The sequence below is a fragment of the Streptomyces eurythermus genome (assembly GCF_014649115.1).
In the GTDB taxonomy this organism is placed as follows: domain Bacteria; phylum Actinomycetota; class Actinomycetes; order Streptomycetales; family Streptomycetaceae; genus Streptomyces; species Streptomyces eurythermus.
The window spans coordinates 188,313-214,015 of the sequence record NZ_BMSK01000006.1 but is presented as its reverse complement, the minus strand read 5'-3'; the positions used below and the strand labels follow the sequence as shown (position 1 = coordinate 214,015).

Annotated in this window: 21 protein-coding genes and 1 pseudogene; 8 read left to right on the top strand and 14 right to left on the bottom strand. The window is 71.8% G+C overall.

Features of this window, described 5'->3' with window-relative positions:
* Positions 1–66: 66 nt before the first annotated feature.
* Together IE251_RS13640 and IE251_RS13635 are read left to right on the top strand one after the other, a co-directional pair.
* Complete coding sequence (locus tag IE251_RS13640; RefSeq protein ID WP_189753169.1) at positions 67–447, top strand: ArsR/SmtB family transcription factor; 381 nt, start codon at positions 67–69, stop codon at positions 445–447.
* Positions 448–528: 81 nt separating this feature from the next.
* Complete coding sequence (locus tag IE251_RS13635; RefSeq protein ID WP_189753168.1) at positions 529–1,113, top strand: YrhB domain-containing protein; 585 nt, start codon at positions 529–531, stop codon at positions 1,111–1,113.
* Positions 1,114–1,152: 39 nt separating this feature from the next.
* Here the strand turns inward: IE251_RS13635 and IE251_RS13630 are convergent, their stop codons facing one another.
* Both IE251_RS13630 and IE251_RS13625 read right to left on the bottom strand, forming a co-directional pair.
* Positions 1,153–1,545, bottom strand: coding sequence for a hypothetical protein (locus IE251_RS13630; protein ID WP_189753167.1), 393 nt, complete (start codon positions 1,543–1,545; stop codon positions 1,153–1,155).
* Positions 1,545–4,040: a DUF4132 domain-containing protein gene (locus IE251_RS13625; RefSeq protein ID WP_189753166.1), complete on the bottom strand. Its 2,496-nt coding sequence runs from the start codon at positions 4,038–4,040 to the stop codon at positions 1,545–1,547. The genes IE251_RS13630 and IE251_RS13625 overlap by 1 nt, the downstream gene beginning before the upstream one ends.
* 145 nt (positions 4,041–4,185) lie before the next feature.
* Here IE251_RS13625 and IE251_RS13620 point away from each other — a divergent pair, with 145 nt between their 5' ends.
* Positions 4,186–5,190: a hypothetical protein gene (locus IE251_RS13620; protein WP_189753165.1), complete on the top strand. Its 1,005-nt coding sequence runs from the start codon at positions 4,186–4,188 to the stop codon at positions 5,188–5,190.
* 88 nt (positions 5,191–5,278) lie between these two features.
* On the opposite strand, the pseudogene IE251_RS40950 reads toward IE251_RS13620, so the two are convergent.
* Positions 5,279–5,404, bottom strand: a pseudogene (locus tag IE251_RS40950) (GNAT family N-acetyltransferase); the annotation flags it as partial.
* A 39-nt stretch (positions 5,405–5,443) separates the two neighbouring features.
* Complete coding sequence (locus IE251_RS13615) at positions 5,444–6,505, bottom strand: L-histidine N(alpha)-methyltransferase (RefSeq protein WP_189753164.1); 1,062 nt, start codon at positions 6,503–6,505, stop codon at positions 5,444–5,446.
* 236 nt (positions 6,506–6,741) lie between these two features.
* Between IE251_RS13615 and IE251_RS13610 the strand changes: the two genes are divergently transcribed.
* Positions 6,742–8,079, top strand: a complete 1,338-nt coding sequence (locus IE251_RS13610) for an APC family permease (protein ID WP_189753163.1) — start codon at positions 6,742–6,744, stop codon at positions 8,077–8,079.
* A gap of 88 nt (positions 8,080–8,167) precedes the next feature.
* On the opposite strand, the gene IE251_RS13605 is transcribed toward IE251_RS13610, so the two are convergent.
* The gene (locus IE251_RS13605; protein WP_189753162.1) at positions 8,168–8,890 is read right to left on the bottom strand and encodes a S1 family peptidase; all 723 of its coding nucleotides are present in this window, start codon (positions 8,888–8,890) and stop codon (positions 8,168–8,170) included.
* Positions 8,891–9,160: 270 nt separating this feature from the next.
* Between IE251_RS13605 and IE251_RS13600 the strand changes: the two genes are divergently transcribed.
* Positions 9,161–9,673, top strand: coding sequence for a DUF1203 domain-containing protein (locus tag IE251_RS13600; RefSeq protein WP_189753161.1), 513 nt, complete (start codon positions 9,161–9,163; stop codon positions 9,671–9,673).
* A 489-nt stretch (positions 9,674–10,162) separates the two neighbouring features.
* Here the strand turns inward: IE251_RS13600 and IE251_RS13595 are convergent, their stop codons facing one another.
* Positions 10,163–11,002 carry a helix-turn-helix domain-containing protein gene (locus tag IE251_RS13595; protein WP_189753160.1) on the bottom strand — a complete coding sequence of 280 codons (840 nt, stop codon included), beginning with the start codon at positions 11,000–11,002 and terminating at the stop codon, positions 10,163–10,165.
* Between the two features lie 703 nt (positions 11,003–11,705).
* Between IE251_RS13595 and IE251_RS13590 the strand changes: the two genes are divergently transcribed.
* Positions 11,706–12,710 (top strand): ArsR/SmtB family transcription factor, encoded by a 1,005-nt coding sequence (locus IE251_RS13590; protein WP_189753159.1) that lies wholly within the window; start codon positions 11,706–11,708, stop codon positions 12,708–12,710.
* Between the two features lie 9 nt (positions 12,711–12,719).
* Here IE251_RS13590 and IE251_RS13585 read toward each other — a convergent pair whose 3' ends face one another.
* Together IE251_RS13585 and IE251_RS13580 are read right to left on the bottom strand one after the other, a co-directional pair.
* A complete protein-coding gene (locus IE251_RS13585; protein ID WP_189753158.1) occupies positions 12,720–14,072 on the bottom strand; it encodes a uracil-xanthine permease family protein in 1,353 nt (450 codons plus the stop codon).
* On the bottom strand, positions 14,069–15,193 hold the full coding sequence (locus tag IE251_RS13580) for an aryl-sulfate sulfotransferase (RefSeq protein ID WP_189753157.1): 1,125 nt from the start codon (positions 15,191–15,193) through the stop codon (positions 14,069–14,071). The genes IE251_RS13585 and IE251_RS13580 overlap by 4 nt, the downstream gene beginning before the upstream one ends.
* Before the next feature lie 192 nt (positions 15,194–15,385).
* Here IE251_RS13580 and IE251_RS13575 point away from each other — a divergent pair, with 192 nt between their 5' ends.
* Positions 15,386–15,940: a helix-turn-helix domain-containing protein gene (locus IE251_RS13575; protein ID WP_189753156.1), complete on the top strand. Its 555-nt coding sequence runs from the start codon at positions 15,386–15,388 to the stop codon at positions 15,938–15,940.
* 115 nt (positions 15,941–16,055) lie between these two features.
* Here the strand turns inward: IE251_RS13575 and IE251_RS13570 are convergent, their stop codons facing one another.
* The 5 genes from IE251_RS13570 to IE251_RS13550 form a co-directional block, all read right to left on the bottom strand.
* The gene (locus IE251_RS13570) at positions 16,056–16,778 is read right to left on the bottom strand and encodes a FadR/GntR family transcriptional regulator (RefSeq protein ID WP_189753155.1); all 723 of its coding nucleotides are present in this window, start codon (positions 16,776–16,778) and stop codon (positions 16,056–16,058) included.
* A 57-nt stretch (positions 16,779–16,835) separates the two neighbouring features.
* Positions 16,836–18,170 (bottom strand): enolase C-terminal domain-like protein, encoded by a 1,335-nt coding sequence (locus IE251_RS13565; RefSeq protein ID WP_189753154.1) that lies wholly within the window; start codon positions 18,168–18,170, stop codon positions 16,836–16,838.
* Positions 18,171–18,280: 110 nt separating this feature from the next.
* Positions 18,281–19,318: an ABC transporter permease gene (locus tag IE251_RS13560; protein ID WP_189753153.1), complete on the bottom strand. Its 1,038-nt coding sequence runs from the start codon at positions 19,316–19,318 to the stop codon at positions 18,281–18,283.
* The gene (locus IE251_RS13555; RefSeq protein WP_189753152.1) at positions 19,311–20,873 is read right to left on the bottom strand and encodes a sugar ABC transporter ATP-binding protein; all 1,563 of its coding nucleotides are present in this window, start codon (positions 20,871–20,873) and stop codon (positions 19,311–19,313) included. The genes IE251_RS13560 and IE251_RS13555 overlap by 8 nt, the downstream gene beginning before the upstream one ends.
* Positions 20,874–20,918: 45 nt before the next feature.
* Positions 20,919–21,974, bottom strand: a complete 1,056-nt coding sequence (locus IE251_RS13550) for a sugar ABC transporter substrate-binding protein (protein ID WP_189753151.1) — start codon at positions 21,972–21,974, stop codon at positions 20,919–20,921.
* Positions 21,975–22,366: 392 nt separating this feature from the next.
* Here IE251_RS13550 and IE251_RS13545 point away from each other — a divergent pair, with 392 nt between their 5' ends.
* Complete coding sequence (locus IE251_RS13545; protein ID WP_189753150.1) at positions 22,367–24,364, top strand: alpha-L-fucosidase; 1,998 nt, start codon at positions 22,367–22,369, stop codon at positions 24,362–24,364.
* Between the two features lie 71 nt (positions 24,365–24,435).
* On the opposite strand, the gene IE251_RS13540 is transcribed toward IE251_RS13545, so the two are convergent.
* Positions 24,436–25,311 (bottom strand): amidohydrolase family protein, encoded by an 876-nt coding sequence (locus IE251_RS13540; protein WP_189753149.1) that lies wholly within the window; start codon positions 25,309–25,311, stop codon positions 24,436–24,438.
* Positions 25,312–25,703: the final 392 nt, after the last annotated feature.

The window sequence follows — 25,703 nt, the reverse complement described above, 5'->3', positions numbered from 1 at the left end:
CAGGATCAAATGAAGACCTATTCATGTATTCGCGTCGGGCCGGGGATGTCTCCGTAGGATGGGGGCATGGGCCACGGAGTTGACGCCAAGACCACCGCCACCGCGCGCCAGCGCCTGGAGACCGTGGGCGCCGCCGATGTGGCCGCCACCCTCCAGGCCCTGGCGACGCCCTCCCGGCTGCGGATCCTGGCCCGGCTCCAGGAAGGCCCGTGCGCGGCGACCGAGCTGGCCGAGGCCGTCGGCATGGAACAGTCCGCCTGCTCCCACCAGCTGCGCCTGCTGCGCAACCTCGGCCTGGTCGCCGGGGAACGCCGGGGCCGCTCGGTCATCTACGCGCTCTACGACAACCATGTGGCCGAGCTCCTCGAACAGGCCCTCTACCACGTCGAACACCTCCGCCTGGGCCTGCGCGACACCGCACCGACGGCGGTCGCCGCCGCTCGCTGAACGGACGGGCCGGGCCCCCGCGAGTGCCCGCAGCCGGAAAACCACTCGTGGCCGACCGCGGCCGTGCGACATGCTGCCCGCGTGATCGATCGTGAGGACGCGGTGCGCATCGTCCGGGAGGAGCTGGATCGCCAGGACCGGAGGTGGTCCGCTGTCGTCCCGGACTGGCCCCCGGCGACGGTGACGCGTGTCGAGGAACACGAGCTGGTGTGGATCGTCTACTGGAACTCCGAGGAGTTCGTACGCACCGGCAACCCAAGTGCCATGCTGGTCGGCAACGGTCCCTATCTCATCGACCGCGTCGACGGTGGACTGCACCAGATCGGAGTCGTCTCGGCGCGCGGCGGGGACTGGGAGGCCGACTACCGGGCCCGTGTCCGGGGGGAGCCCGCACGGACCCCCGTGGGCGACCTCCACGACGAGATACGCGAAGTCGCCGCCGCCCACGGGCGGGTACGCGCGTCCCGCACGCTGCGCCGAAGGCTGCCGGAGCTGTCCCCGGCGCAGTCGCTCGAGTACGTGGGGGCGTTGCTGGACGGCGGTGCCCCGGGCCATCTGGTGGCGGTCGCCGTCGAGCGACTCGTGCCGCCCGTCAACCCGGTGCTCACCGCACGGACCGTCCGCCCGGGACACCCCCGGCCGGCCGACGCGACGCACGAGGAGTGACGTGTCGCCGAGCCCGCATCCGGCACCGGGGCCCGGGCGTCAGCCGCCGGCAAGGGGGACGAGCTTGATGAAGACCAGGTCCGGGTCGGCGGTGAGGTCCACGGCCTCGTCCAGGTCCTCCACCTGGCGGTCGCCGGCCAGCACGAAGAACCCGTTGGCCAGGAACGCCCGCTCGGCGATGTCGGCCTGGCGCTCCCAGTCGATGCGACGGGGCTCGCGCAGCCGGTAGCCGTTCGGCTCGGTCTCGGCGTCGTCGGGGCGGACCAGACCGTTGAAGCGGGCGCCGGGACGGGCGTTGTACCGGAGGACCTCCTCGCGCACCCGCAGCCGTATCAGCTCCCGCACGGTCATCCGTTCCGGCAGCCCGGCGACCTCCCACTCGGTGACCGGCCGGCCCGTCGCGGTCTCGTCCCGGAAGGTGACGGTGGTCATCAGCCACCCCGCTTGATCTGCGCGAGGACGGACTCGTCGGTGATCCCGGCGTCGGCGGCCAGCAGGAACGCCTTGCTCAGGATCAGGGACAGCCGTTCGTCCTCGAACGGCAGGAAGACCCGGCCCGGGCCCTTGCCGCGCGCCGGGACGATGCACAGATAGGCATCGTCCGGTGCCATCAGGACGTTGGCCGAACCCAGGTGGATGCGGTACGTGCGCAGGTCCCCGCGCACGGTCAGGAAGCGGCCGTCGAGCGCGCACCGGCCGGCGATCCTCAGGCGCGGCAGGATCCGGGCCAGTGCCTCCCGCCGGACCTCGGCGCTCGCCGTCAGCTCGCCGAAGCCGGCGGTCCGCCAGTACGCGGTATAGCGGTCCTGGCCCCGGTCGGCCCAGTCGGGGTCGGCCGCGATCGAGGTCACGCCCACGAACAGGTCGACGTCCCGCATCGCCTCGCTGAAGACCAGCGGGGGCACCTCGTCCAGGGGTGTCTCCCGCCAGCGCCGGCCGTCCCGGCGCTCGAAGCGGACCTGGTCCGTCGCGGCGTACTCCGGGGCGTGACCGGGGTAGTCGTGCGGCGCGGGCTCGTGGTGGAAGCAGGCCCGCCACGCGCCGTCGCCGAACTCGGCCCGCGCCCGGCCGTCGTGGCCGCCGTCGTACGGGCCGAGGAAGTTCGCCTGCCAGCCGCGCTCCTTGAACAGGGCGTAGAGCTGCCGGTAGTGGACGATGTGGGCGGCGAACCGGTTCGAGTAGCCGCCCGTCCCCCGCTCCGCCGGAGTGAGCAGGTAGATCTCCCGGAAGGCCTGCTTGAAGGGCTGTCGCAGCCGCGCGGCGACGAGCCGTTCCCGCCATTCCCTGATCTCGTCGGCCGAGGACCGGACCGGGTGCCACAGCCGGACGCGCTCGGGCCGGCCGGGCGGCCCGGCCGTGGGTGCCACCGCCCGCCACTCGCCGTCCGCGCCCCGGAACTCCCAGATGAGGCCGCGGACGAGGGCCCCGGTGACCGGGTGGTCCCGGTAGTGGCGGCACCACTCGTCGTACGGCCATTCCCGCCCGGACGACATCAGCGCCTCCACCCGGGCCCGCTCCCCCGACAGCGTCGCCCGCACCTCCTTGGCCAGGGCTTTCAGCTCGCCGAGCGCGTCGGGGAAGCCGTCCTTCAGCGCCGCCGGCGCGGTACGGGAGGTCGTGCCGTCGGGGCGGGTGTAGGTGAGCCGTACGGTCGCCGCTTCCTCGATCGCCACCCGTATCCGGTGTCCGCCCACCTGTCGCTCCAGCGAACCGTCCGGGGCCAGGCCGTGGTCCGGGACGCTCCGCTCGACGAGCTGCTCGGGGGTGATGCCCTGTTTGCCGGCCGCCGTCGTCAGCGCCGTGTCGAGTTGCTTGCGCAGCGCCCGGTGCCGGATACGGGTCCGCAGCCGCCACAGCGCCTCCAGGGAGCTGGGGTCGCCGGTCTCGGCGAGCGCGTTGATGGCCGCGCCCGCGAGTTTGAGGTCTTCCATCACGTCGTCCTGAACACCGCCGCCGCGCAGCGCCAGCGTCGCGAGGTGCGCCACCGCGGCCGGGCCGCCGGTCAGCGCGGCGGCCCAGACGATGCCGCGCGCGAGGTCCGTGTCACGGTCGTGGACGACGTAGTGGTGGTGGACGTCGGCGGAGAGCCAGCCGTGGCCCGCGCCGTGCCGCCTGCTGCACATCGGGGCGTCCTCGGCCAGCGTCCGCAGCACCTCGGACACGAGGGCGCGCGCCCGCGCCGCGTCCAGGAGTTCCAGACACGTCCGCCGCCACCGCTGGGTGGGGCGCGGTCCCTGAAGGCTCGCCAAGTGTCCGGCCAGCCGGACGAGTTCGGGAGTCGGGTCGGTCTTCGCCCGGTGGCTGAGCGGGGCCGCCCAGGGGGCGTCGGCAGGGACCAGTCCCTCGGGCAGGCGGGCCTCGTCCGTGCGGGCGAGAAGCGTGCGCAGGCGCTGGGCGAGCGAGGTGCGCCTGCGTGCCTCCATGGTGATGTCCCTGAGCCGTGCGTGCGCCTCGCCCAGCCAGGGCAGGACCGCCCGGCGGCCGTCGGCGTCGAGCCGGTCGGCGGCGTCCAGCGCCAGCTCCAGCGCACGCGCGCCCCAGAAGCCCATGTCCCGCTCGGTGGCCCGCAGGAGCAGTACCGCGACCTCGTCCGGCGTCCAGCCACGCGCCCGGGCCATGAGGGGCTCCAGTTCGGCGTCGTACTCCCACCAGCCCGTACGATCCCGACGGGCGGCCAGCATCAGGCACAGGGCCGCCGCCCTGGCCTCCTCGTCCGCGCAGGCCGCGAGCCGCCTGTCCAACTCGGCATGCGTCGCAGCGCCCGCCGCTCTGGACCGCCGGTACTGGTGTCCCGTGGCCTGCCAGAACTCGGTCCGCTGACGTTCCAGCGCGTCGACGAGCCAGCGGACCCGGTCGAGCGCGGCGAACCGCACGCCGTCCAGGGAGTCGTCCCTGCGGACATCGGTGATCAAGGCGTCGTAGAGCATGGCGGGATGATGACAGGGGGCACTGACAACGCACTCCTACCGGCGCCGCGGGGCAGGCGCCCGGCCCGCGGATCGCGCCTCTATAGCGCCGCTATGGGCGGACGTGCTGGGCTGGGGCGATCACACCAACAGGAGGGTGAATCCGGTGTCGGATCGACGTAGAAGGCGCGCGCTCGCGACAGTGCTGGGCTCGGTGTCGGTGATGGTGGCGGGGCTGGTGACGTTACCCGCGGGCCAGGCCGGTGCGGCGGCAGCGGCCTGCACATGGCAGAAGACGGTGTGGGACCTGCCCGCCGGTGCGGACGTGGGCACGCTCGACGGTTACGACGGCGACCGCTGGGCCGTCGGCATCACCGGCAACCGGGCGTGGATGGGCGAAGGCATCACCAACGCACGGGGCACGCTGTGGGACAACGGGAAGGTCGCGCTGCGGGTCTCCGGTGAGATCCCGCACCTCAACGACGTGAACGCGTCCGGGTCGGTCGTCGGCGACACCATCGTCGGCAACGAGTTCGTCGGGATCACCGTCGACCACGACGGCACGACCCACCAACTGCCGGGCGACCCCGCGTGGGACAACTACTCCGCCGATCTCGTCAGCGACAACGGCGACATCGTCGGCACGGCCACCGTCGATCTGAAGTTCCGGGTGGTGGTGTGGCCGGCCGGGGCGCCGGGCACCTACCGGGTGCTGCCCACCCCGGATGTCACCTACCTGCACCTCCAGGACGTCGACAGCCAGGGCAGGATCATCGCCCAGAGCGACTCGAGCGTCGGCGGACTGGTCTGGGACACCGACGGCCAGTGGCGCAAGCTCGCGCCGAACGGCACCCCGTGGGCCATCCGGGACGGCCGTGTCGTCGGCGGCCTGAACGACACGAGCGCCGCGGCCGAGTGGACCGCGCGCGGCGGGCTCGTCCGCACCATCGCGGGCGGCGCCGTCAACGCCACGGCCGTCGGCGGCAACGGTACGGTCGGCGGCCACCGGTTCGTGAACTCCCAGCGACGGCCGGTGCTTTGGCGCGACGGTGCGGTCAGCGACCCGCTGTCCACCGTCGCCTCCGGGTTCGTCCTGGACTGGCTGAGCAACGACGAACGGACACTGGTCGGTGTGGAATCCCGCCGGCCGGTCGCGTACGACTGCGGCTGACCGGCACCTGTCCGCGGCGGCGGGTGTCGTCCGGGCCGGCGGCCGTCCGGCCCGGACTTCGCGTGTCTTACCAGCAGGGCCCGGTGGCACGCCGGTCGAGCGTGATCATCCCGATCATCGCTCCGCCGAGATCGACCACGAAGACGCCGGGGCGCCGCCCGGGAACCTCGGGCACCACGCGCTCGAGCTCGGCACGCGGCCAGGGGCCACTGAGGCAACTCATCGCACGCCCGGTCCCCCAGCGGACGGACCGTCAGCGGGTCGGCTGGAAGAGGAAGGCCCCGTAGCCGAACTCCTCCTCGACCCAGTGCCGCCGGCAGCGCATTCCGTGTTCGCCGACCGCGCGCACGAGGTCGTCCACCGTGAACTTGCGGATCACGTCGTGGAGGAGCGTCTCGCCCGCGTCGAAGTCCACCGCGAGCCCCAGCCCGGGCAGGGTCACCCGCTGCCGGCGCAGACTGCGGAGGCCGCCGCGCACTTCGCGCCGTGCCACGTCGTAGGTGAGTTCCGGCTCGAAGGCGTCGGCGTCGAAGTCCGCGCCGTAGCGGCGGTTGAGGTGCGAAAGAGTGTTCAGGGCGAACATCCGGCGGACGGGACGCGGCCCGGTGTATCCGGCCGCGTAGGCGCGCCGCACCACCTCGACGGGTTCGTTCAGGTCCACGCAGATCAGCAGGTGGTCGTTCGGGGCGCAGCCGGCACGGACGGCGCGCAGGAACCGCGTCTGCTCGGGTTCGGACAGGTTGCCGAGGGTGTTGCCGAGGAGCGTCAGGAGGCGGCTGCCCGAGCCGTTGGCGTCGCCTCTGGTCGCGGCGCTGTGCGCGACCCGTTCCGCCCGGTCCAGCCACTCCAGGGCCGCCAGGAAGTCGCCGTGCACGGCGGTGACCCGGGTTCCCGGCCAGCGCCGCCGGATGCGGCCGGCGGCCTCCCGCATCGGCTCGGGGCTGACGTCCACGCCCGTGTACGCCCGCGCCAGGCCGTGCCTGTCCATCGCCGCGAGCAGGATCTCGGACTTGAGGGCACTGCCCGCCCCGAGGTCCACCAGCTCGGCCGGCTCCGCCAGGCCGACCAGGTCGTCGCCGTGTTCGGTGAGCAGCCGCCGCTCGGCCCGGGGCGGGTAGTACTCGGGCAGCCGGGTGATCTCCTCGAAGAGGTGCGAACCGGTCTCGTCGTAGCCGAAGAGCGACGGAATCCTGCGGTGCCGGACGGGAGCGGTGAGCCCGGCCCGGAGTCCCTCCTTCGGCGTACCGGACAGGCCATCGGCCGCCCACGGCAGCGCGACCTCCGTGACCGGTGCCGAAACGCGTGACTCGGTCATCCCGTTCTCCTCGTCGGCGAGCCCTCACCGAAGCACATCACCAAAATGGAACACACCTTGCGAAAGGTACATCAAGGAGGAATCGGGAGCGCGTCGGCGGCCGGACGAAGCCGGACGGGGGTCATGCGGTGCCGTCCGGACCGTCACGTCGACGGGTGGACCGCGCCGATGGGCCGTTCAGCGCACGTCACATCCGTTCCTTCGGTAATCGCACCGACAGGGGGTAGGCGGCAGGAGTGACCACTCCCTCCCCACCGACCACCGACGGCTCACCGCGGAACGGGACCACCGCGCTCGACAAGGCGCTGACGACCCCTCTGCTGTACTTCTTCATCCTCGGCGACGTGCTGGGCGCCGGCGTCTACGTCCTCGTCGGCCAGATCGCCGCGGAATCGGGCGGTGCCGTGTGGTTGCCCCTGCTCCTCGCCCTGCTGCTGTCGCTCCTGACCGCCGCCTCGTACGCGGAACTCGCCACGAAATACCCCCGGGCAGGCGGTGCCTCCCATTACGCCACCCTCGCGTACGGGCCGTTCACCGGCTTCCTCGCCGGGTACTGCATGCTCGCCGCGGGCATCGTGTCCGTCGCCGCGCTGGCGCGGGGCTTCGCCGGTGACTATCTGACCGCCTTCGTCAGCCTGCCCGTGGTGCTGGTGGCTGCCGTCTTCCTGTGCTGCCTGGCCCTGCTGAACGCCCGTGGCATCAGCGAGTCCACCCGCGCCAACGTGGCGGCGACGGTCATCGAGGTCGGCGGCCTCCTCCTCGTCGTCGGACTCGGGGCCTGGCTGTGGCTGCGCGGCGACGGGGACCCCGGCCGGCTCCTCCGGCTCGGCACCGCCGACACCGGGGCCGCCGCCGGCGTCCTGAGCGCAACGGTGCTCTCGTACTACTCCTTCGTCGGCTTCGAGACCTCCGTCAACGTCGCCGAGGAGACCCGCGACCCGCGTCGCTCCTATCCTCGCGCCCTCTTCGGCGCTCTGGTGACGGCGGGTGCCGTCTACGTCCTCGTCGGAGTCGTCGCCTCGGCCGCCGTCCCCACCGGGACACTGGCCCGCTCCAGTGGTCCGCTGCTGGAAGTGGTGAAGGAGGCGGGCGGGGTGCCGCCGAAGCTGTTCAGCGCCATCGCCCTGGTCGCCGTCGCCAACGGTGCGCTGCTCACCGGCATCATGAGTTCCCGGCTGGCCTACGGCATGGCGCGGGACGGCCTCCTCCCCCGCTTCCTGACCCGGGTGCTTCCCCGGCGGCGCACTCCGTGGGCGTCGATCGCGGCCACGACCGCCCTGTCCTTCCTGCTGGCGCTCACCGGAGACGTGGCGACCCTCGCCTCCACCCTGGTGCTGCTGCTCCTCGTGGTGTTCTTCCTCGTCAACACCGCCGTCCTGGTCCAGCGGCGCGACCGCCCGGCGCACCCCCACTTCCGGGCGTACACCGGTGTCCCCGTCCTGGGAGCGGTCTCCTGCGTGGTGCTGGCCACGCGGGTCGAGGCCGAGGTCTGGGCGCGCGGGCTGATCGTCATCGCGGTCGGCGTGGCCCTGGGAACCGTGGCCGCCCTGCACCGCCGCCGGGCCTCGTCCTGAGCGGCGAACCCCCGCCGCCGGCGTCCGCTGCCGGAGCCGGCCGTACCGCCCGCCCCGCCCCCGCTGGGGACGGGGCGGGCGGGCTGGTTCAGACGCCGGCGATCGACTGGATCCAGGAGCGGTACGCCGTCACGTTGGTGTACGCCGTGTTCGTCTGGCGGTCGCTGGTCGAGGCGACGCCGACCTGGACGCCGTTCGCCATCATCGGACCGCCGGAGTCACCGCCGGCGGTGATCCCGTTGCCCCGGTAGGCGCAGATCGCGGAGCCGCCGTAGGCGTCGGTGCAGCCACTGGACACGGTGACGCTGGCGACCTTCAGGTAGCGGGACTGGCAGTTGATCTCCGAGCCGCACTGGGAGGTGGCGCCCCAGCCGTACACCTGCACGCTCTGGCCGACCCGCACCGTGCCGGGCTGTCCGAGGGAGGCGTAGGTCGTGGACACGGAGCGGTCGAGGCGGACGAGCGCCAGGTCCGCGCTGTGGGTGTAGGTCTGGACCCCGTTGGCGACCGTGCCGCCGCTGTACTGGTCCAGGCTGCCCACGCGGAAGGACAGCGAGCCGCCGGACACGCAGTGCTTCGCGGTGAGCACCCAGGTCGGGGCGATGATCGTCGCCGTACAGGTCTCCTGGCCGTTCGAGTACAGCCGGGCGGCCCAGGGGCCGCTCGTGGCGTACCCGCCGCCGATGATGGGCTGGGAACCCCTGGCGGTGACGGGGGCCGCCGTCGGCGCGGCGGAGGCCGTGGGGGCGAACAGCGCGAGGACGGAGACCGCCGCCGCGGCGAGAGCGGGCGCAAGCCTTGAAATACGCAAGGTTCCTCGATCCGGAGGGCGCCTGGAGAAGCGCACATGTGTGGGGTGGACGGCCTCGCGGGCCGTGTCCATGGAGATGCGCCGCCACAAGACGGCGTTTACGGCATGGACATGACCTAGCTTTCGGGAAGGAGCCGTGACCCGGGTACTAGCACTTCGCCATAACCTCGCGTTATGCCCGGCGTACCGGCGGCGCCTGCGTCGCGAGCGGCCGAACTCGATGTCGGATTCCCGCAGGCACCGGCGGCCCCGATCGCGCAGCCTGAACACATGACACCCTTGACCCATCAGCCGCTTGCCATCGCTCCCCACGTCCTCGACGAGCTCCGCGAACGCGACGACGCCGGGGCGGTTCCCCGTTCCTACGTGTACGACATGGACGGAGCGCCGTTGCGCTGCTGTCTGCGCCGCAGCCGTGCAGGTGAGCGGATCTCACTGGTGTCGTACGCCCCGTTGCGCCGTTGGGCGGTGGAGGCGGGCGCCGACCCGGGGGCCTACGACGAGGTGGGCCCGGTGTTCATCCACGCCGGCACCTGCCCGGGCCCGGATCCGGAGTCCGGGTATCCGTTCGCCGAGACCGGCGCCCAGCGCGTCTTCCGCCGCTACAACGCCGAAGGCTGGATCAGCGGAGGCACGCTCGTACAGCTGCCGGCCGACCCCGTCCGGGCACAGACCGTCGTGGAACAGGCCCTGCACACCGCCTTCAGCGACCCCCAAGTCGCCCTCGTACACGTACGGGCGGTGGAGTACGGCTGCTTCCAGTACGAGGTCCGCAGGCCCTGACCGGGGAACGGATCCGAGGTCCGCAGGCCCTGGGCAGGGCACGGATCCGCGGGGACGCGGGGACGCGGAACGCGGTCAGGGCGGCCCCGGACGGCGGTCACGCCTCGGCGGGACGGGCGCCCACTACGTCTGCGTCACCCCTGACGGCCGGTTCGCGGTCACCGGGGACGGCGACGGCACGGTGCGGGTGTGGGACCTGCGGGCGTCCGCCGGCTCGGCGCGGGGTCCGGCGCCGGGATGCCGCGGGCCGTGCACGCGGTGCCCGGGGGCGACTTCGTCCTCACCACCGCGTCCCCATCGCACCCGTGCCCCTCCAGCCGGCCGGCACAGCGACCTGTCACCACGTCCCACAAGCGCAGCATGTGGGCCGTGCCGGACCGGGACCTGACGGAGCAACGCCAAGCGGTAGATCCGGATGAACACACCGGGGCCACGTGCCTCGCCGGAGCCGGCCCCCGCCAAGCCTGCCCGGCCCCGCTCGGCCCCCCGTCAGCCGGGGGTGACGCACTCCCTCCGGCCCGCGCCGGACACCGGCAGGAAACAGAGGCGCAGGGTGGATCTGGCGGGGGCGCCGATCATCTCGGTGAAGCGGTAGACACCGGTGTCCGACGCGTTCTCGATGACGGTCCGGCGCGAGCGGGCGCCAGGGGCCGAGAGCTCGATCGCGTCCCCGACCCTCGCATGCCAGATCCGGCCCCACGCGGCGGCGCACACCGTGCTGTACCGGATCTCCATATGGGCGCCGGTGGCGGTGCGATGCTCCGGCCCGAGCGAGTCCGCCCGGCCGGGCAGTCCGCAGAACATGCGGTCGGGATCCTTCCCCTCACACGTCCTGCCCTGGCATCCCGGAACGGGATCCAGCGCGGGAAGCGCCGCCCTCGCCGGATGCCCGGTGCCCGGGCTCAGCACCGACAGCACCACGATCAGCACCCCGGTCATCGCCGCGGCCACCACCGCCAGGCCCGCCCCCACGACGAGCTGGTACTCGCGCCGAGCCCTGCCGACGGCACCCGTGCCGGCGCCCGCCGAGGCCGGGGGCGCCGCGGGTACGGGCGGTACGGTGGGGCGGGTGGACCGGGCCCGCCCGCTCCACTCGGCGTCCGCCAGCTCCCAGAGCGCGAGCAGCCGCGCGGAGGGCTCTCCCGCCATCGCGCACAGCGCCTCGACGGCCTGCCGGGGTACCGGCTTCTTCCCGTTGAGGTAACGCTCCCAGGACGACCTGCTGTAGGGGGTGCGCTCCGCCAGCCCCGTCAGGCTCAGACCGGTACGTGCTCTGACGGCACGAAGACCCTCGGTCAACGCCGCGCACTCCGGTGCGAGGGCGGTCATCGGCGCGGCACCCGCCGGGTGTGCGGGCCCACGGCGCCGTCCGCCGGCAGCCCGGGCGGCTTCCGCCGGGGCGTCGCCGCCGCGTCGGTCCGCGGCCCGTGGACGCACGGGTCCGTCTTGAGGTGGCGTCGTCGTGAGCGCACGACGAGCTGCCGCTCTCTCCGTTCCGGCGGATCCGGTAGTTCCCTCCAACGCGCCATGCTTCCCCCATACGCGCCACGGATCTTCCGGGGCTTTCGCCTCGGTACCGTTCCGTTGATACACCTTGCCCGGTCCGCGAACCGCCGCCCGCGGGCGCCGACCGCGCTATCCGGCCATGCCCCGGGCGGACAGGCATCCCACGGGTGCCGGCTCCGTCCGGCATCCGGGCAGATCAGCGGTGCGGAACGCGGCACGGTGTCCCCGGAGGCCGACGTCACCGGCCCGGATCCGAATGGCCGACAACCCTCGCGCCGCAAGCCCGTCGGCCGTCCGTCCCTCTGCACCCGAGCACTTGGTGACGCTCGGCGGAGGTGACATGGAGGACGAAGAACGCCGGCGCGGAAACACCCCCGTGGTTCCCGCGCCGGAGTAGTCCCCCGCTGGTGCGCCGTCCGTGTTCGACACCGTGAGCATGTCTGTCCGGGAACCACGTCGACAACAACGTTCAGGCGTGACGCAATGTCCCTGTTCACGAAGGTATCGGCGGGCGGGGGAAGGTACCGTGCAACGCATCGTGCTGACCATGGAGGATCTGGTCCGGACCCGGATCGTGGAACTCGGGCCGATGGCCGAGACACAGTTGAGTCTGCAGATGCTGCAGAGTCGGCACGACCGCGTGCTCTTCGACGCTTGGCGCAGACGCACGGGTCCTCGGGTGCCCCATGACACGCGTGAGGCGGCGCGCTTTCTCGCCAACCCCAGTGGTTTCATCGCCGACTTGTACACCTCTCTGGGGCCGGTGGCATCGATGGAGGATGGACGGGATCGCCTGCTGGGTGCGCCGCCCGGTGTATTGCGCAGTGAGCTGACGCCCCCGGAGGGTGCCGAGCGATGCAGACCCCGATGGCTGGCCGACCCCGGGCGGCGCGGCGGCGGACTGGGCCGGCTGGCGGATGCGTTGAGTGAGTACCACGATGCCGCTCTGGCCCCCTACTGGCACCGCATCCGACAGCACGTCCGTGCCCATGTCAGCCTGATGGGTACGCTCATGGCGACCAGCGGCATCGGTGCCGCTCTCAAGGCCCTGGCCCCCGCGGTGCGTTGGGATCCGCCCACGCTGCAGGTACCCAAGTACAGACCGGGCAGGGTGGTGGACATTCACCTCAACGGTCGCGGCCTGGTTCTCGCCCCCGCTTTGTTCTGCGGCCCGCTGCCGTTGTTGTTCACACCGGCCGGCGACGGGGAAAGCATCCTGATCTATCCGATTCCCCGCAGCCCCTCCGTCGTGCGCGGCATATGGTCGCCCGGCGACGCGGCCGGCACCCATAAAGCGCTCGCCGCCCTTCTCGGTGTCACACGCGCCGCTGTCCTGGCCGCTTGCGCGGATGGCGCGACCACCACCGAGATCGCTCGCCGCCTGGACATCTCACCACCCGGCGTCAGCCAGCACACCGGTGTCCTGCGTCAGGCGGGCCTGATCACGAGTACGCGCCACCGCAACACCATGCACCACAGCCTGACCTCGCAGGGCCACGCACTCCTCGACGACACACTGCGGACGCCCTGAGGTTGCCGGTCACTCCCGTACACACGGCTGCTGCGGGGCGGGGGCCCGGCTCACGGGGGCGAAGCGGCCGAGCAGCGCGGTGAGGAGGACCGCTGTCAGGGTTCCGGCGACGACGCCGCTGCCGAGGATCGTACGGGCCCACTCGGGGAACCCCGCGTACAGGTCCGGGCTGAGCAACGGCAGCAGTCCCGTCGTGAGCGCGAGCGCGGCCGTCAGGTTGCCCGTGCCCGGGCCGGACAGGTCGGCTCGGCGGAGCATCTCGACGCCCATGACGGCGATGACGGCGTAGACGACGAGTGCCGAGCCGCCCACGACGGCCTCGGGTATGCCGGCCAGCGCCCGGGACACGGGCGTGGCCAGGCCGGCGACGACCAGGAGTACACCTGCCCCGGCGGTCACGAAACGGCTGCGGACCCCGGTGAGCCGGCCGATGCCGATGTTCTCGGCGCTGGTGATCATCAGGGATGTGCCGAACAGTCCGCCGGCCAGGGAGACGAGGGCGTCGGCGCGGGCGACACGCGGAACGTCCCGTTCGGGAGCGGGGGTCCGGCCCACGGTCTCGCTGTTGAGCACGGTCTGCCCGGTGATCTCGGCCAGCGTGGTGAGGCTGAAGACGAGCAGCGGAAGGGCGGCCACGAGGTCGAAGCGCGGTGCGCCGAAGGGCAGGAAAGCGGGCAGCGCGAAGCCCGTGCCGGCCGCGGGGGCGAAGGCGCCGAGGCCGGTCGTCACCGCCACGACGGTTCCGGCCGCCATCCCGATGAGGACGGAGGTCTGCCGCCAGACACCGCGCAGGAGCACGTACGCGACGACGGTCGCCGCGACCGTGAGCGCGGCCAGGAGTACCGCGCGCGGCTCGCCCCTGCCGTCCGGACCGGTGACGAGCCGGGCGGCGACGCGGATCATCGCGATCCCGATGAGCAGGACGGTCACGCCCATGACCAGGGGCGGGAAGAGCCGTACGACACGGGTGTACAGGGGCAGTACGGCGAGCAGCAGCGCTGCCGCCAGGAGGACGGAACCGGTGGCGGTCGGCGCGCCGTGTTCCTGGGCGATCTGGAGGAACAGCGCCGTCGCGGCACCGCCGGGCAGCATGACGAACGGCAGCCTGCCGCCGATCCGCCATACTCCGAGGGACTGGAGCAGGGCGCCCGCGCCGCACAGCAGCAGGACGGCGCTCAGCAGCGAGGCCGTCGTGCCGGGCGGCATCCGCAGGGTGCCGGCGACGAGGAAGACGGTGGAGACGGGGGCGGCGATCATCGCCAGGACGTGCTGGACAGCCAGCGGTACGAGCCGCCGCAACGGCACCCGCGCGTCGACGGCTTCGGCGGAGCGGGGGGCGGCCGGGGCCGGGGTGGTCGTCATGCCGTCGCGTCCAGCCACGGGATGCCGGCCGCCGTGTAACGGTAGGCGCGGAAGACGGCGTTGGGCTCGGACGGGAAGAGGCCCCGGACCTCGCTCTCCTGGTAGCCAGCGAAGTACGGGACGACGTACTCCCAGCACAGGTAGCCGTCCTTCGTCACCTCGAACAACCGCCCGGACGGAGAGTCGGTCACGAGCGTGTTGCCGTTCGGCAGGCGCTGCGCGGAGCCCATGAAGGGCGCGAAGAAGAACTCGCGGGCCGGGTCGTGGTACTCCCACACGATGTCTCCGTCCGCCCGGTCGATCTCGATGACGCGGGAGTACGGCACGTCGTGGCCGGGCCGGAAGACGCCGTTGTCGAAGACCAGCAGCCTGCCGTCGTCCAGTTCGGTGGGCGCGTGCTGCTGGCTGACCGTGCCGGGGCGGCTGCGCCAGAGGATCTCGCCGGTCTCGCGGCTGATGACGACGACGGCCGAAACGCTGCGCAGGCTGGCGAGGATGTTGCCGTCCCGCAGGGGCGTGACACTGTTGACGAGGGGCCAGTGTTCCCGGGCGTACGCCTCGTGCAGCGGGAAGGACGCGGGGTCGAGGTGCTCGGCGGCGCGCCAGGACCACAGGAGTTCACCGTCCGGGCCGACCTCCTTGATGGTGTCCGCCCAGACGACGCCGCCCGCGGCCTCGGTGCCGGGCACTCCGCCCCGTACGGCCGCCGCCTGGGCGCCGGTCAGGGGCTCCAGGGCCGTGTAGAGTATCCGGCCGTCGTCGAGGTGGTGGGCGTCGTGGTGCTGGAGGGGGTCGCGGTGCTCCCGCAGTACCGTTCCGTCGGGTGCCGCGCGGAGCATGACGCCGCCCCGGTACTTGTGCCACATCGGGAAGAGGGCCTTCTCCCCCGGCAGCACCCCGTTGTAGGCGAGGGTTCCGTCGGCCAGGAGGCGGGCGTGGCGGCCGGGCCGGTAGGGGAGGTCCCAGCGGTGGACGGTGCGGCCGTGGATGTCGATGAGGTAGACCTCGCCGGTGCCGGTGAGCGGTGCGTAGAGGGTGTAGCCGTCGCACACGGCCGTCTCGTCGAGGGCGATGAGGCCGGTGGGACGCCGGCGGCGTGAGTTCTGGTCGATCGGGGGCACGTCGGAACTCCTCGATTCTTCAAATTTTCTTTGACGACATCAATCGACTTTGACGGTAGAGAGGTTGTGTGACGGGCGTGTGTCGGCAGTACGAAACCGCCTGCGGCCTTTCGGCGTGCGCCGCGTAAGGTGCCGTCAGGCACCGTCGGCCAGGGAGAACGGCGCCGCGGGGCGGGAAGGGACGGGACGACCATGGAGGCCGGGAACACACCTCGGGTGGGTGCTGCCGTACGCCGTCGCCGCCGGGCACTCGACCTGACGCTCGCGGAGGTGGCGCGGCGCAGCGGGCTGTCCTCCCCGTTCCTGAGCCAGATCGAGAACGACCGGGCGCGCCCCAGCATGCGTTCGTTGCAGCGGATCGCGGACGCCCTCGGCACCACGGCGGTACAGCTCCTCGCGGCCTCGGACGAGACCCGCACGGTCGACGTGGTGCGCGCGGGCGACGACAGCGGCCTCGACCGGGAGGCACGCGTCCGGCCGGTGGTGCGCGGCCGCCATCAGCTGCACGCGCTGGAGTTCGTCGGCGAGCACGAGGCGGACCGCGAATTCCGGCACCGCAACGACGAGTTGATGTACGTGGCGGACGGCTCGGTGGAGGTGGAGGCCGAGGGGCGGATCCACCGGCTGGGGCGCGGGGACACGCTGCTGCTGTCCGGCGGCGTCCGGCACCGCTGGCGCTCCACCGAACCGGGCGCGCGGGTCCTGGTGGTCGCTGTCGGCGACCACGTGGAGGTGGTCGAGCCCTGACGGGTGACACGGTACGCCGGTGCCGGTCCGGCGCGGGTGGTTCAGGCCCTCGACAGGCCGCCGAGCGGCCCGCGGGTACGGCGCCGCGTCGTCACGTCACCGCCGGCCTCCCGGTTCACTTCTCCCCCGGTATCCCGAAGGAGCGGGAGGCGCTGGCGCGCAGCCGTTCCCTCAGTGACCGCTCCGTGTTGCTCACGTGCAGCAGCGCGGTGGCCTGACCGAGGACGGTGTCACGGGCGGAGAGGGCCCGGAAGATCGCTTCGTGTTCGGCCAGGGTCCGGGCCGCGGCCTGGTCGTCCACGAGACCACGCCAGATGCGGGCCCGCAGGGTGCGGCCGGATATCCCTTCCAGGATCGTGAGGAGCGTCTCGTTCCCGGTGGCCGAGATCACGGCGCGGTGGAAGGCGGCGTCATGTGCGGTGAGTCGCTCGATGTCGTCACGCGCTTGGCGCATGGCATCCAAATGGCCCTCCACTTCCGCCAGTTGGTCGTCCGAGATCCGGGTGGCGGCGAGTGCGGTGGCGACCGGTTCGAGCAGACGCCGTACCTCCATGAGGTCTCGCAGGGCGGCGGCGTCGCCCTGCAGCAGTTCCACCGCTCCGCCGAGTCCCTCCAGTAGGAGGCTCGGCTGCAGGCTGGTCACGTACGTGCCGTCGCCCCGCCGGACTTCCAGGACCCGAGCGACGGCGAGTGCCTTGACCGCTTCGCGGGCGAGGTTGCGGGACAGGCCCAGCTGGGCGGCCAGGTCCGGCTCGGGCGGCAGCTTCGAGCCGGGTGGCAGCACGCCGGTGCGGATGAGCTCCCGGATCCGCTCGATGGCCCGGTCCGTCAAGGACACCGCGCCCCCCTCTCCCGGGAGTTCGCGGCGGACCCGGTCCCCGGTTCGTCGCGTACGTCAGGCACGGGCGGACCAGACCGGGCCGTCGGGGTAGGTGTACTCCTTCAAGGACTCCGGGCGCATCTGTGCGCCGAGTCCGGGCCGGAGGGGCGCGAGGTAGTGGCCGTCGGCGATGCGCACCGGGTCGACGAAGTGCTCGTGGAGGTGGTCGACGTACTCGATGACCCGGTCCTCGGTCGTGCCGGAGACCGCGATGTAGTCGAACATCGCGAGGTGCTGCACCATCTCGCACAGGCCGACGCCGCCGGCGTGCGGGCAGACCGGCACCCCGAACCTGGCGGCGAGCAGCAGGATCGCGATGTTCTCGTTGACGCCGCCGACCCGGGCGGAGTCGATCTGCACGATGTCGACGGCGCCCGCCTGGAGCAGTTGCTTGAACACGACCCGGTTGGCGATGTGTTCACCGGTGGCGACCTTGACGGGGCGGACGGCCTCGCGTACGGCGGCGTGGCCGAGGATGTCGTCCGGGGAGGTCGGTTCCTCGATCCAGTACGGCCGGTACGGGGCCAGGGCGCGCGTCCAGTCGATCGCCGCCTGAACGTCCCAGCGCTGGTTGGCGTCCACGGCGATGCGGACGGCGTCACCGACCGTCGCACGTGCGGTGCGCATGCGTCGTACGTCGTCCTCCAGGGACGCGCCGACCTTCAGCTTGATCTGGGTGAAGCCTTCGGCGACGGCCTCCCGCGCCAGGCGGGCCAGCTTCTCGTCGGAGTAGCCGAGCCAGCCGGGGGTCGTGGTGTAGGCGGGGTAGCCGCGCTCGAGGAGGCGCGCGACGCGTTCCCGGCGGCCCGGTTCGGCGGCCCGCAGGATCCGCAGTGCCTCTTGGGGGGTGAGCGCGTCGCTGAGCCAGCGGAAGTCGACCTGCGCGACCAGTTCTTCGGGCGACATCTCGCCGAGGAAGCGCCAGACGGGCTTGCCGGCGCGCTTGGCCGCGAGGTCCCAGGCGGCGTTGACGACCGCGCCGGTCGCCATGTGTATGGCGCCCTTCTCCGGTCCCAGCCAGCGCAGTTGGGGGTCGTGGACGAGGCGGCGGGCGAACGCGCCCAGGTTGCCGCAGACTTCGGCCACGGACAGGCCGACCACGTACGGGGCGAGGGCCGCGATGGCGGCGGCCTGGACGTCGTTGCCGCGGCCGGTGGTGAAGGCCAGCGCGTGCCCCTCCAGCCCGTCGGGGGCGTCGGTGCGCAGCACGGCGTAGGCGGCCGAGTAGTCGGGTTCGGGGTTCATCGCGTCCGACCCGTCGAGGTGTTCGGACGTCGGGAAGCGGATATCGTGGACGTCCAGGGCGATGATGCGGGCGGATTCCGCGGGCGGAGGGGCGGCGGAGGACATGGCGACTCCTGGAAGAGCGGGGAAACAGGGCCCGGCGGCAAACGGGGGACGGCTTGCGGGAGTTGTGCCGCCTCGCGGGCGGTCGCGGTTGCGGCTGCGGCCGGGCCGCTTCATTCCTGTGCCTGGCCGCCCGTGATGCGTGAGATGGTCAGCGCGACCAGGATGATCAGTCCGTTGAGCGCTCCGATCCACTGGGCGGGGACGCCGGCCAGGGTGAGTACGTTCTGGATCATGAAGAGCAGCAGGATGCCGCTGAACGCACCGAACATCGTCCCCTTGCCGCCGTTGAGGCTGATCCCGCCGATCACGGCGGCGGCGAAGACGGTGAAGATGTAGCCGTCACCCTGGGCGGAGGCTACCGAGGCCAGGCGTCCCGAGAGCAGCAGCCCGGCAAGGGCGGCCAGCACGCCGCCGGTGACGATGACGATCCACAGCACCCGGTCGGTACGGATGCCGGCGGCCTTGGCGGCGTCGACGTTGCCGCCGATGGCGTACAGCGAGCGGCCGAAGCCGGTCCAGCCGAGGACGACGACGGCGACGGCGAACAGGACGAGGCAGATCCAGATGGAGGCGGGCACCCCGCCCCACTGGGCGGTCCCCAGGTACAGCATCGACTGCGGCAACTGGAAGAAGGTCTGGCCGCCGGAGATGCCGGTGAGGACGCCCCGCAGCACGATCAGCATGCCGAGGGTGACGATGAAGCCGTTGAGCCCGAAGCGGATGATCAGCAGGGCGTTGACCGCGCCGGCCAGGGCCCCGACGGCGAGGGTGACGGGGACGGCCCAGGCGCCGGGCAGCAGGCCGAGACCGTGTCCCGCGCCCGCCGGCACCACCAGCCAGGCCGCGACACCGGGGGCCAGGCCCATGGTGGACTCCAGTGACAGGTCCATCTTCTTGACGATCAGGACCATCGTCTGGGCCAGGACCAGCAGGGCCGTCTCGGACATGGTCTGCAGGACGTTGATCAGGTTGTCCGCGCGCAGGAACACCGGATTGACGATCTGGCCGACGATCGCGATGATCACGATCGCGGGGACGAGGGCCAGGTCGCGCAGCCGGGCGAGGGGCACCCGGCCGCCGAGGAGCCCCTTCCGCCGGGCGGTGGGCCTCCCGGGGGCGGACGGGTCCGCGAGGACGGTGTCAGGCATCGAGGTCCACTCCCTCCATCGCGGCCACCAGATCGTGGTCGTGCCAGCCGCGGGCTGTCTGCGAGGTCACACGGCCCTGGAACATCACCAGGATCCGGTCGCACACGCGCAGGTCGTCGAGTTCGTCGGAGGCGATGAGCACTCCCGTGCCGGTGCCCGCGGTCTCCTCGACCTTGCCGAGGAGGAACTCCTTGGAGCGCACGTCCACGCCCGCGGTCGGATTGATCAGGACCAGCAGCCGGGGGTCGTCGGCGAGGGCGCGGGCCATGACGACCTTCTGCTGGTTGCCCCCGGAGAGGGCGGAGACGGGCACTTCGGGACCGGGCGTTTTGATCGACAGGTTCTCGATCAGGGTCCTCGCCAGCCGGTCCCGGCGGGCGCGGCTGAGAAACCCGTGGCGTCCGAGCCGCTCGGGCACGGACAGCGTGGCGTTGTCCGCGATCGACATGTCCGGCACGAACCCCTGGTGGTGCCGGTCCTGCGGGACGAATCCGGCACCGGCCGCGAGCGCGGCCGGCACACTGCCGGGCCGTGGCCGCCGCCCGGCGATCTCCACGGTGCCGGACGCGGCCGCGCGCAGTCCTACGACGGTCTCGGCGACCTCCGTGCGGCCGCTGCCGGCGGCCCCCGCGAGCCCGACGATCTCGCCGGCGGCCACCTGGAAGGTGACGTCGTCGTAGTTCTCCCCGGTCAGGCCCCGCACACTCAGCGCGGCGACCGCGTCGGCGTCGGCGGTGCTCGCCCGTTCCGCGTGCCGGTCCGCGGCCGCCTCGCCGGTCATGGCGGCGACGAGTTCGGCGCGCGGGAGGTCCTCGACGGGCGCGGTCAGGACGTGGCGGGCGTCCCGGTAGACCGTCACCATGTCGCAGATGTCGTAGATCTCCTCCAAGTGGTGGCTGATGAAGAGGAACGTGACGCCCTGGCGTTGCAGGTCGCGGATCCGCTCGAAGAGCCGGTTGATCGCCGCGCCGTCGAGCCGGGCGGTGGGTTCGTCCAGGATGATGAACCGGGCACCGAAGGACAGGGCCCGCGCGATCTCGACGAACTGCCGTTGCTCGACGTTCAGTTCGCCGGCCGGGGCCTGCGGGTCCACGTCCACGGACCAGGCCGCCAGCAGATCCCGCGCGCGGCGGCGCACCGCCTGCCAGCGGATCAGCCCGCCTGGGCCGTGGTCGTGCCGGTTGAGGAAGAGGTTCTCGGCGACGGCCAGCGTGGGAATGATCGTCGGATTCTGGTAGACGCAGGCGACGCGCCGCCGCCACGCGTCGCGGTCCGTGAGCCGGGGGGCCGGGGTGCCGTCGAAGGCGACCGTCCCCTCGTCCGGGGCCCGCAGCCCGGTGAGGACGGACACCAGGGTCGACTTGCCGGCTCCGTTGCGGCCGACGAGCGCGTGGGTCTCGCCGGCCCGGATGGTGATCCGGGCGCCGTTCAGGGCCACCGTCGGACCGAATCGCTTCACGATGCCGACTGCCTCGACGACGGGTGGGTCCGTCGGTGCCCGCCCGCCGGCCGACGGGGCGGGCACGGGGTCGGCCGCTCGCTTTCCCTCGCTCATCTCAGCCGCCTTGTGTCCGTGTGCTGGTGCAGGACCTCGGGTCCGTCATCGGACGTGGTTGCCCCACAGGGAGGTGTCGTCGCTCCTGACGCTGGGGACGCCGCCGTAGGTGCCGCCGTCGGCGGTGACGAGCGGGGCGGAGAGCTGGTCCTCCAGCAGGCCCTCGCGCACCTGGACGATGGTGCTGTCGTGGTCGGTCCTCCCGGGCCGGAACGTCTTCCCGTCGACCGCGGCCTTCAGGTAGTACAGGGCGTACTTGGCGTAGAGGTCGGCCGGCTGGGAGACCGTGGCGTCGATCCTGCCCGCGGCGATGGACGCGAGTTCCTCGGGGATGCCGTCGTTGGAGACGACGTAGACGTGCCTCTTGTCCCGCGGCCCGGTCAACAGGCCCTTCTGTTTGAGGACTTGCAGGGTGCCGGACAGGGCGAAGCTGGACTGCATGTAGACGCCCTTGATGTCCGGGTGCGCGGTCAGGTCGGTCTGGAGCTTCTGCGCGGCCACGGCACCGTCCCAGCCGGTGGCCTCCCCGAACACCTTGATGTCCGGGTAGCGGGTCTTCATGCACGCGTGGAACGCCTCCGTGCGGTCACGGCCGTTGATGGAGTCCAGGCCGCCCTGCAACATGACGACCTTCCCCTTGCCTCCGAGCCGGGTGCCGAGGTACTTGCACGCCTTCTCGCCGTACGCGCGGTTGTCGGCACGGACCACCATGAAGACCTTGCCGCTGTCCGGCCGGGTGTCGACGGTGACGACCGGGATCTTCCTCGCCTCCAGCTGCGCCAGCGTCGGCGCGATCGCGGCGGTGTCCTGAGGGGCCATGGCGATGCCCTTGACGCCCTGGCTGATGAACGTCTGCGCGTCGGCGGCGAGTTTGGCGACGTCGTTCTGTGAGTTGGTGGTCTTGAGGCCGAGGCCCAGCTGCCCCGCGTACGTCGGCGTGTACCTGATGTACGAGTTCCAGAAGTCGGTGTCGGAACGCGGGTAGTCGACACCGACCAACGGCCCGTCGCCCGACGCGGTGGCGGAGTCGCCACAGGCGTTGAGCAGCGTCAGTACGGACACGGCGGAGAGGGTGGAGCAGAGCACGAGTCTGAGTCTCATGGGCGCTTCTCCTTGCGCTGGTCCCGGAACGGAAGAGGGTTCGTTCGCCTGGACGGCATGCGTTCGCCACCACCCGGAGACATGGGATGTATGTATAGGACCGGCTGCGGCAGCTGTCCATGGGCTGGACATACATGGCTCGAAAACCCCAGATCCGCGCGCTGTTCCGGATCGAGCGCCGAAGCCGGGGCATCCGATCCATCCCATCAATCGTGAGGAACAGCGGCCCCGGTGCGGAGGGTGCCAGTGGCGCGAAGGAGACCCATACATCTGATCTACGCACGCGCACTCCTCGCGTTTTGCCATGTGCGGGTCATTGACCGGACAGTGGGGCGCCCCTAACGTCAGATGTCTCGCGCGTCGCGGTTTCCGTGTCCGATCCGGAGGTTCCCATGCCAGCGTCTCCCCACAGCCGTCGCGTGTTCCTCACGGTGCTCGGCGCCACCGGAGCGTCCCTCGGCCTGGCGGGCCGCGCCGAAGCGCTGGGCGACGCCCCGACCGGCGTCAGCATCCCCGGCCCCGCCGGCTACTCCCCCGACTGGGCGTCGGTGGACCAGCACCCGCCCGCCGCGGAGTGGTTCCAGGACGCGAAGTTCGGCATCTACTTCCACTGGGGAACCTTCAGCGTCCCGGCGTACGACAACGAGTGGTACCCGCGCAACATGTACATCGGCGGCTCGCGCGCCAACACCCACCACACGAGCGTCTACGGTGAGCCGAACACGTGGCCGTACCACAACTTCATCGACGGTGCCCGGGACAAGGCCGGCAACTTCGTGCAGTTCGCGCCCAGGCTGAAGTCGGCCGGCGGAAACTTCGACCCCGACGAGTGGGCCCAGCTGTTCGCCGACGCGGGCGCCAGGTTCGCCGGGCCGGTCGCCGAGCACCACGACGGCTTCTCGATGTGGAACAGCGGTGTCAACGAGTGGAATTCGGTGGCCAGAGGCCCCCGGCTGGACCTCCTCCGGCTGCACGCCGACGCGATCCGCGCCAAGGGCTTGAAGCTGATGGTGGCCATGCACCACGCCTACAACTTCACCGGTTTCTACGACAACGTCCCCGCGCAGTCCACCACCACGCTGAAGAAACTGTACGGACAGCTCGGCGCCGCCGCCGAGAACCAACTGTGGTACGACAAGCTCAAGGAGATCATCGACGGGTACCAGCCGGACATCCTGTGGCAGGACTTCAACCTCTCCCGGGTGGACGAGGCACAGCGGCTCAAGTTCCTGTCCTACTACTACAACCGCGCCGTCGCCTGGGACAAGGAGGTCGTCGCCACCTACAAGGACGGCTTGAACAACAGGGGCGAGGTATACGACTTCGAACGCGGCGGCCCGGCCGACATCCAGTCCCCGTACTGGCTGACCGACGACAGCGTCTCCAGCTCCAGCTGGTGCTACACGGCCGGCATCGGCTACTACTCGCTGCCCGCCATGCTGCACTCGCTGATCGACCGGGTGAGCAAGAACGGCACCATGGTGCTCAACATCGCCCCGACCGCCGACGGCACCATCCCCAGCGGACAGCGCGGCATCCTGCTGGGCATCGGCGACTACCTGAAGCGTTTCGGCGAGTCCGTCTACGCCACCCGCGCCTGGACCGTCTACGGCGAAGGCCCGACGAAGATGGGCGGCGGCTCCTTCGTCACTCCGCGACCCGGTACCAGCGCCGACATCCGCTTCACCCGTGACAAGGCGAACACGGTCCTCTACGCGACCGTGCTGGGCTGGCCCGGCAGCACCCTCACCATCGGCACCCTGGCCGCCGGCCGGATCAACCTGGGCACACTCGCCTCGGTCCAGCTGCTCGGTCCCGGCGCCGGCACCTACACCAGCCTGCCCGGCCGCACCCAGGACGGCTCGGGACTGCACATCGCCATGCCGTCATCGAGCGCGCCGTTCACCGCCCCGGCGTACGTGGTGAAGCTGACCTTCTCCGGGCCGATCCCCGCACTGGGCGCGGCCGACCTCCCCACCACGTGGGCCAGGATCAGCAATGTCACCAGCGGCCTGACCCTGGACGGCGGCGGCAACGTCGCCTCCGGCTCGGTGCTCAAGTCGTGGAGCTTCGACGGCAGCACCAACCTCCAATGGCAGCTGGTCGGCCTGGGCAGTGGCTGGTACCGCATCGTCAACCGGACCAACGGCATGGCCGCCGACAGCTGGGGCAACAGCGCCAACGGCGCGGACGCCCGCCAGGCGCCCTGGAACGGGGGCGTCAACCAGCAGTGGCGGCTGGTGGACATGGGTGCCGGCCGCTACCAGATCGTCAACCGCGGCACGGGTACGGCCCTGGACGGCCGCGGCGCTGTCGCGTCCGGTTCCACGGTGGGCCTGTGGGCGCCGGACAGCAGCACGAACCTCCAGTGGACCATCACCGCCGTCTGATCCGACCGAGTGTCGCCCGTCCCAGCGGGTGGGCGGCACCCGCCACCACTGCGGACGCGGGCGCGTGTGCCTTACCCCAGGCCGTAGACCCGCGAGGCGGTGCCGCCGAAAACCTGCACCGTCTCGTCGGCCGTGCAGCCGGACAGCAGTTCCTCCGCGGTGGCGAACACGCGCGCGTAGTCCGCGGCGAGCAAGCAGACCGGCCAGTCGGAGCCGACCATCAACCGGCCGGGTCCGAACGCCTCCAGCGCGACGTCCGCGTAGGGCCGCAGGTCGTCCACCGTCCATGTCGCCCAGTCGCCCTCGGTGACCAGGCCGGACAGCTTCGCCACCACGTTGGGCCGCTCCGCCAGCGCGCCGATCCGGTCGGCCCACGGGCGCAACGACCCGCCCGCCACGTCGGGTTTGGACAGGTGGTCGAGAACGAAGAGCAGGTCGGGGACCGCTCGTACCGCCTCCAGTGCCGCGGGCATCTGGTGCGGCAGGGTGAGCAGGTCGTAGACCAGCCCGGCGTCGCGCACCGCGCGCAGCCCGGCGAGGACATCGGGCCGCACCAGCCACCGAGGGTCCGGTTCGCCCTGCACCAGATGGCGCACCCCGACCAGGAAGCGCCCGCCGGGCCCCGACCGCAGCCCGGCCAGGACGTCGGCGACGTCCGGTGCGGTGAGGTCCACCCAGCCGACGACCCCGGTGATCAGGGGCGAGCCCGCCGCCAGCGCCAGGAACTCCGCCGTCTCCTCGAGGTCGGGCAGTACTTGGACCAGCACCGTGCGCCCCACTCCGGCCGAGGTGGCCGCCGCGCGCAGGTCGGCTTCGGTGAAGCGGCGCCGGATCGGCGTCATCTCCTCGCCGGCCAGCCACTCGTGGGGACGTGTGGCCGGGTTCCACAGGTGGTGGTGCGCGTCGATCCGGAGTGGACGGTGGGCGGGAGACGGAGACGCGTTCATCGGGCAGTCCTTCCGCTTCGGGTCCGCCCGCAGCGCTGCGCTCGGCGGGCTCCGGCCAGGGTAAGCGGGCGCCGGCCGGGCCGGTGTTCCTCAACTCCGCCCGGAACGAGGGCTGTTCCGCCGCGCACGGCATCGACCTGTTCATCGTGCCCGGCAGCGCTCCCGCCGGCCCCTACATCTGACGTCACCTCTGGAACCTCCGCTGATCTCCGCGCCATAGGTGCCGGACGGCAATCGACCGCCCGGGACGGCACTCGCCCCGTTGATAGGGTCTCCCCGGTCCGCGGGTTGAACAGGGGGGCGCCGACCCCACGACCGCCCATGGACAACCACGCTCGCACCGCCCACTACCGAAGGTATGATGTCTTGCTCCCGCCGCGCTCCGAGGGGTT

Bases quoted from the DNA above. Each gene is read 5' to 3' on its own strand.
- IE251_RS13615 (WP_189753164.1), bottom strand. From the start codon at position 6,505: ATGACCGAGTCACGCGTTTCGGCACCGGTCACGGAGGTCGCGCTGCCG.
- IE251_RS13560 (WP_189753153.1), bottom strand. From the start codon at position 19,318: ATGCCTGACACCGTCCTCGCGGACCCGTCCGCCCCCGGGAGGCCCACC.
- IE251_RS13595 (WP_189753160.1), bottom strand. From the start codon at position 11,002: ATGACCGCCCTCGCACCGGAGTGCGCGGCGTTGACCGAGGGTCTTCGT.
- IE251_RS13600 (WP_189753161.1), top strand. From the start codon at position 9,161: ATGACACCCTTGACCCATCAGCCGCTTGCCATCGCTCCCCACGTCCTC.
- IE251_RS13545 (WP_189753150.1), top strand. From the start codon at position 22,367: ATGCCAGCGTCTCCCCACAGCCGTCGCGTGTTCCTCACGGTGCTCGGC.
- IE251_RS13550 (WP_189753151.1), bottom strand. From the start codon at position 21,974: ATGAGACTCAGACTCGTGCTCTGCTCCACCCTCTCCGCCGTGTCCGTA.
- IE251_RS13565 (WP_189753154.1), bottom strand. From the start codon at position 18,170: ATGTCCTCCGCCGCCCCTCCGCCCGCGGAATCCGCCCGCATCATCGCC.
- IE251_RS13575 (WP_189753156.1), top strand. From the start codon at position 15,386: ATGGAGGCCGGGAACACACCTCGGGTGGGTGCTGCCGTACGCCGTCGC.
- IE251_RS13585 (WP_189753158.1), bottom strand. From the start codon at position 14,072: ATGACGACCACCCCGGCCCCGGCCGCCCCCCGCTCCGCCGAAGCCGTC.
- IE251_RS13630 (WP_189753167.1), bottom strand. From the start codon at position 1,545: ATGACCACCGTCACCTTCCGGGACGAGACCGCGACGGGCCGGCCGGTC.
- IE251_RS13640 (WP_189753169.1), top strand. From the start codon at position 67: ATGGGCCACGGAGTTGACGCCAAGACCACCGCCACCGCGCGCCAGCGC.
- IE251_RS13625 (WP_189753166.1), bottom strand. From the start codon at position 4,040: ATGCTCTACGACGCCTTGATCACCGATGTCCGCAGGGACGACTCCCTG.
- IE251_RS13555 (WP_189753152.1), bottom strand. From the start codon at position 20,873: ATGAGCGAGGGAAAGCGAGCGGCCGACCCCGTGCCCGCCCCGTCGGCC.
- IE251_RS13540 (WP_189753149.1), bottom strand. From the start codon at position 25,311: ATGAACGCGTCTCCGTCTCCCGCCCACCGTCCACTCCGGATCGACGCG.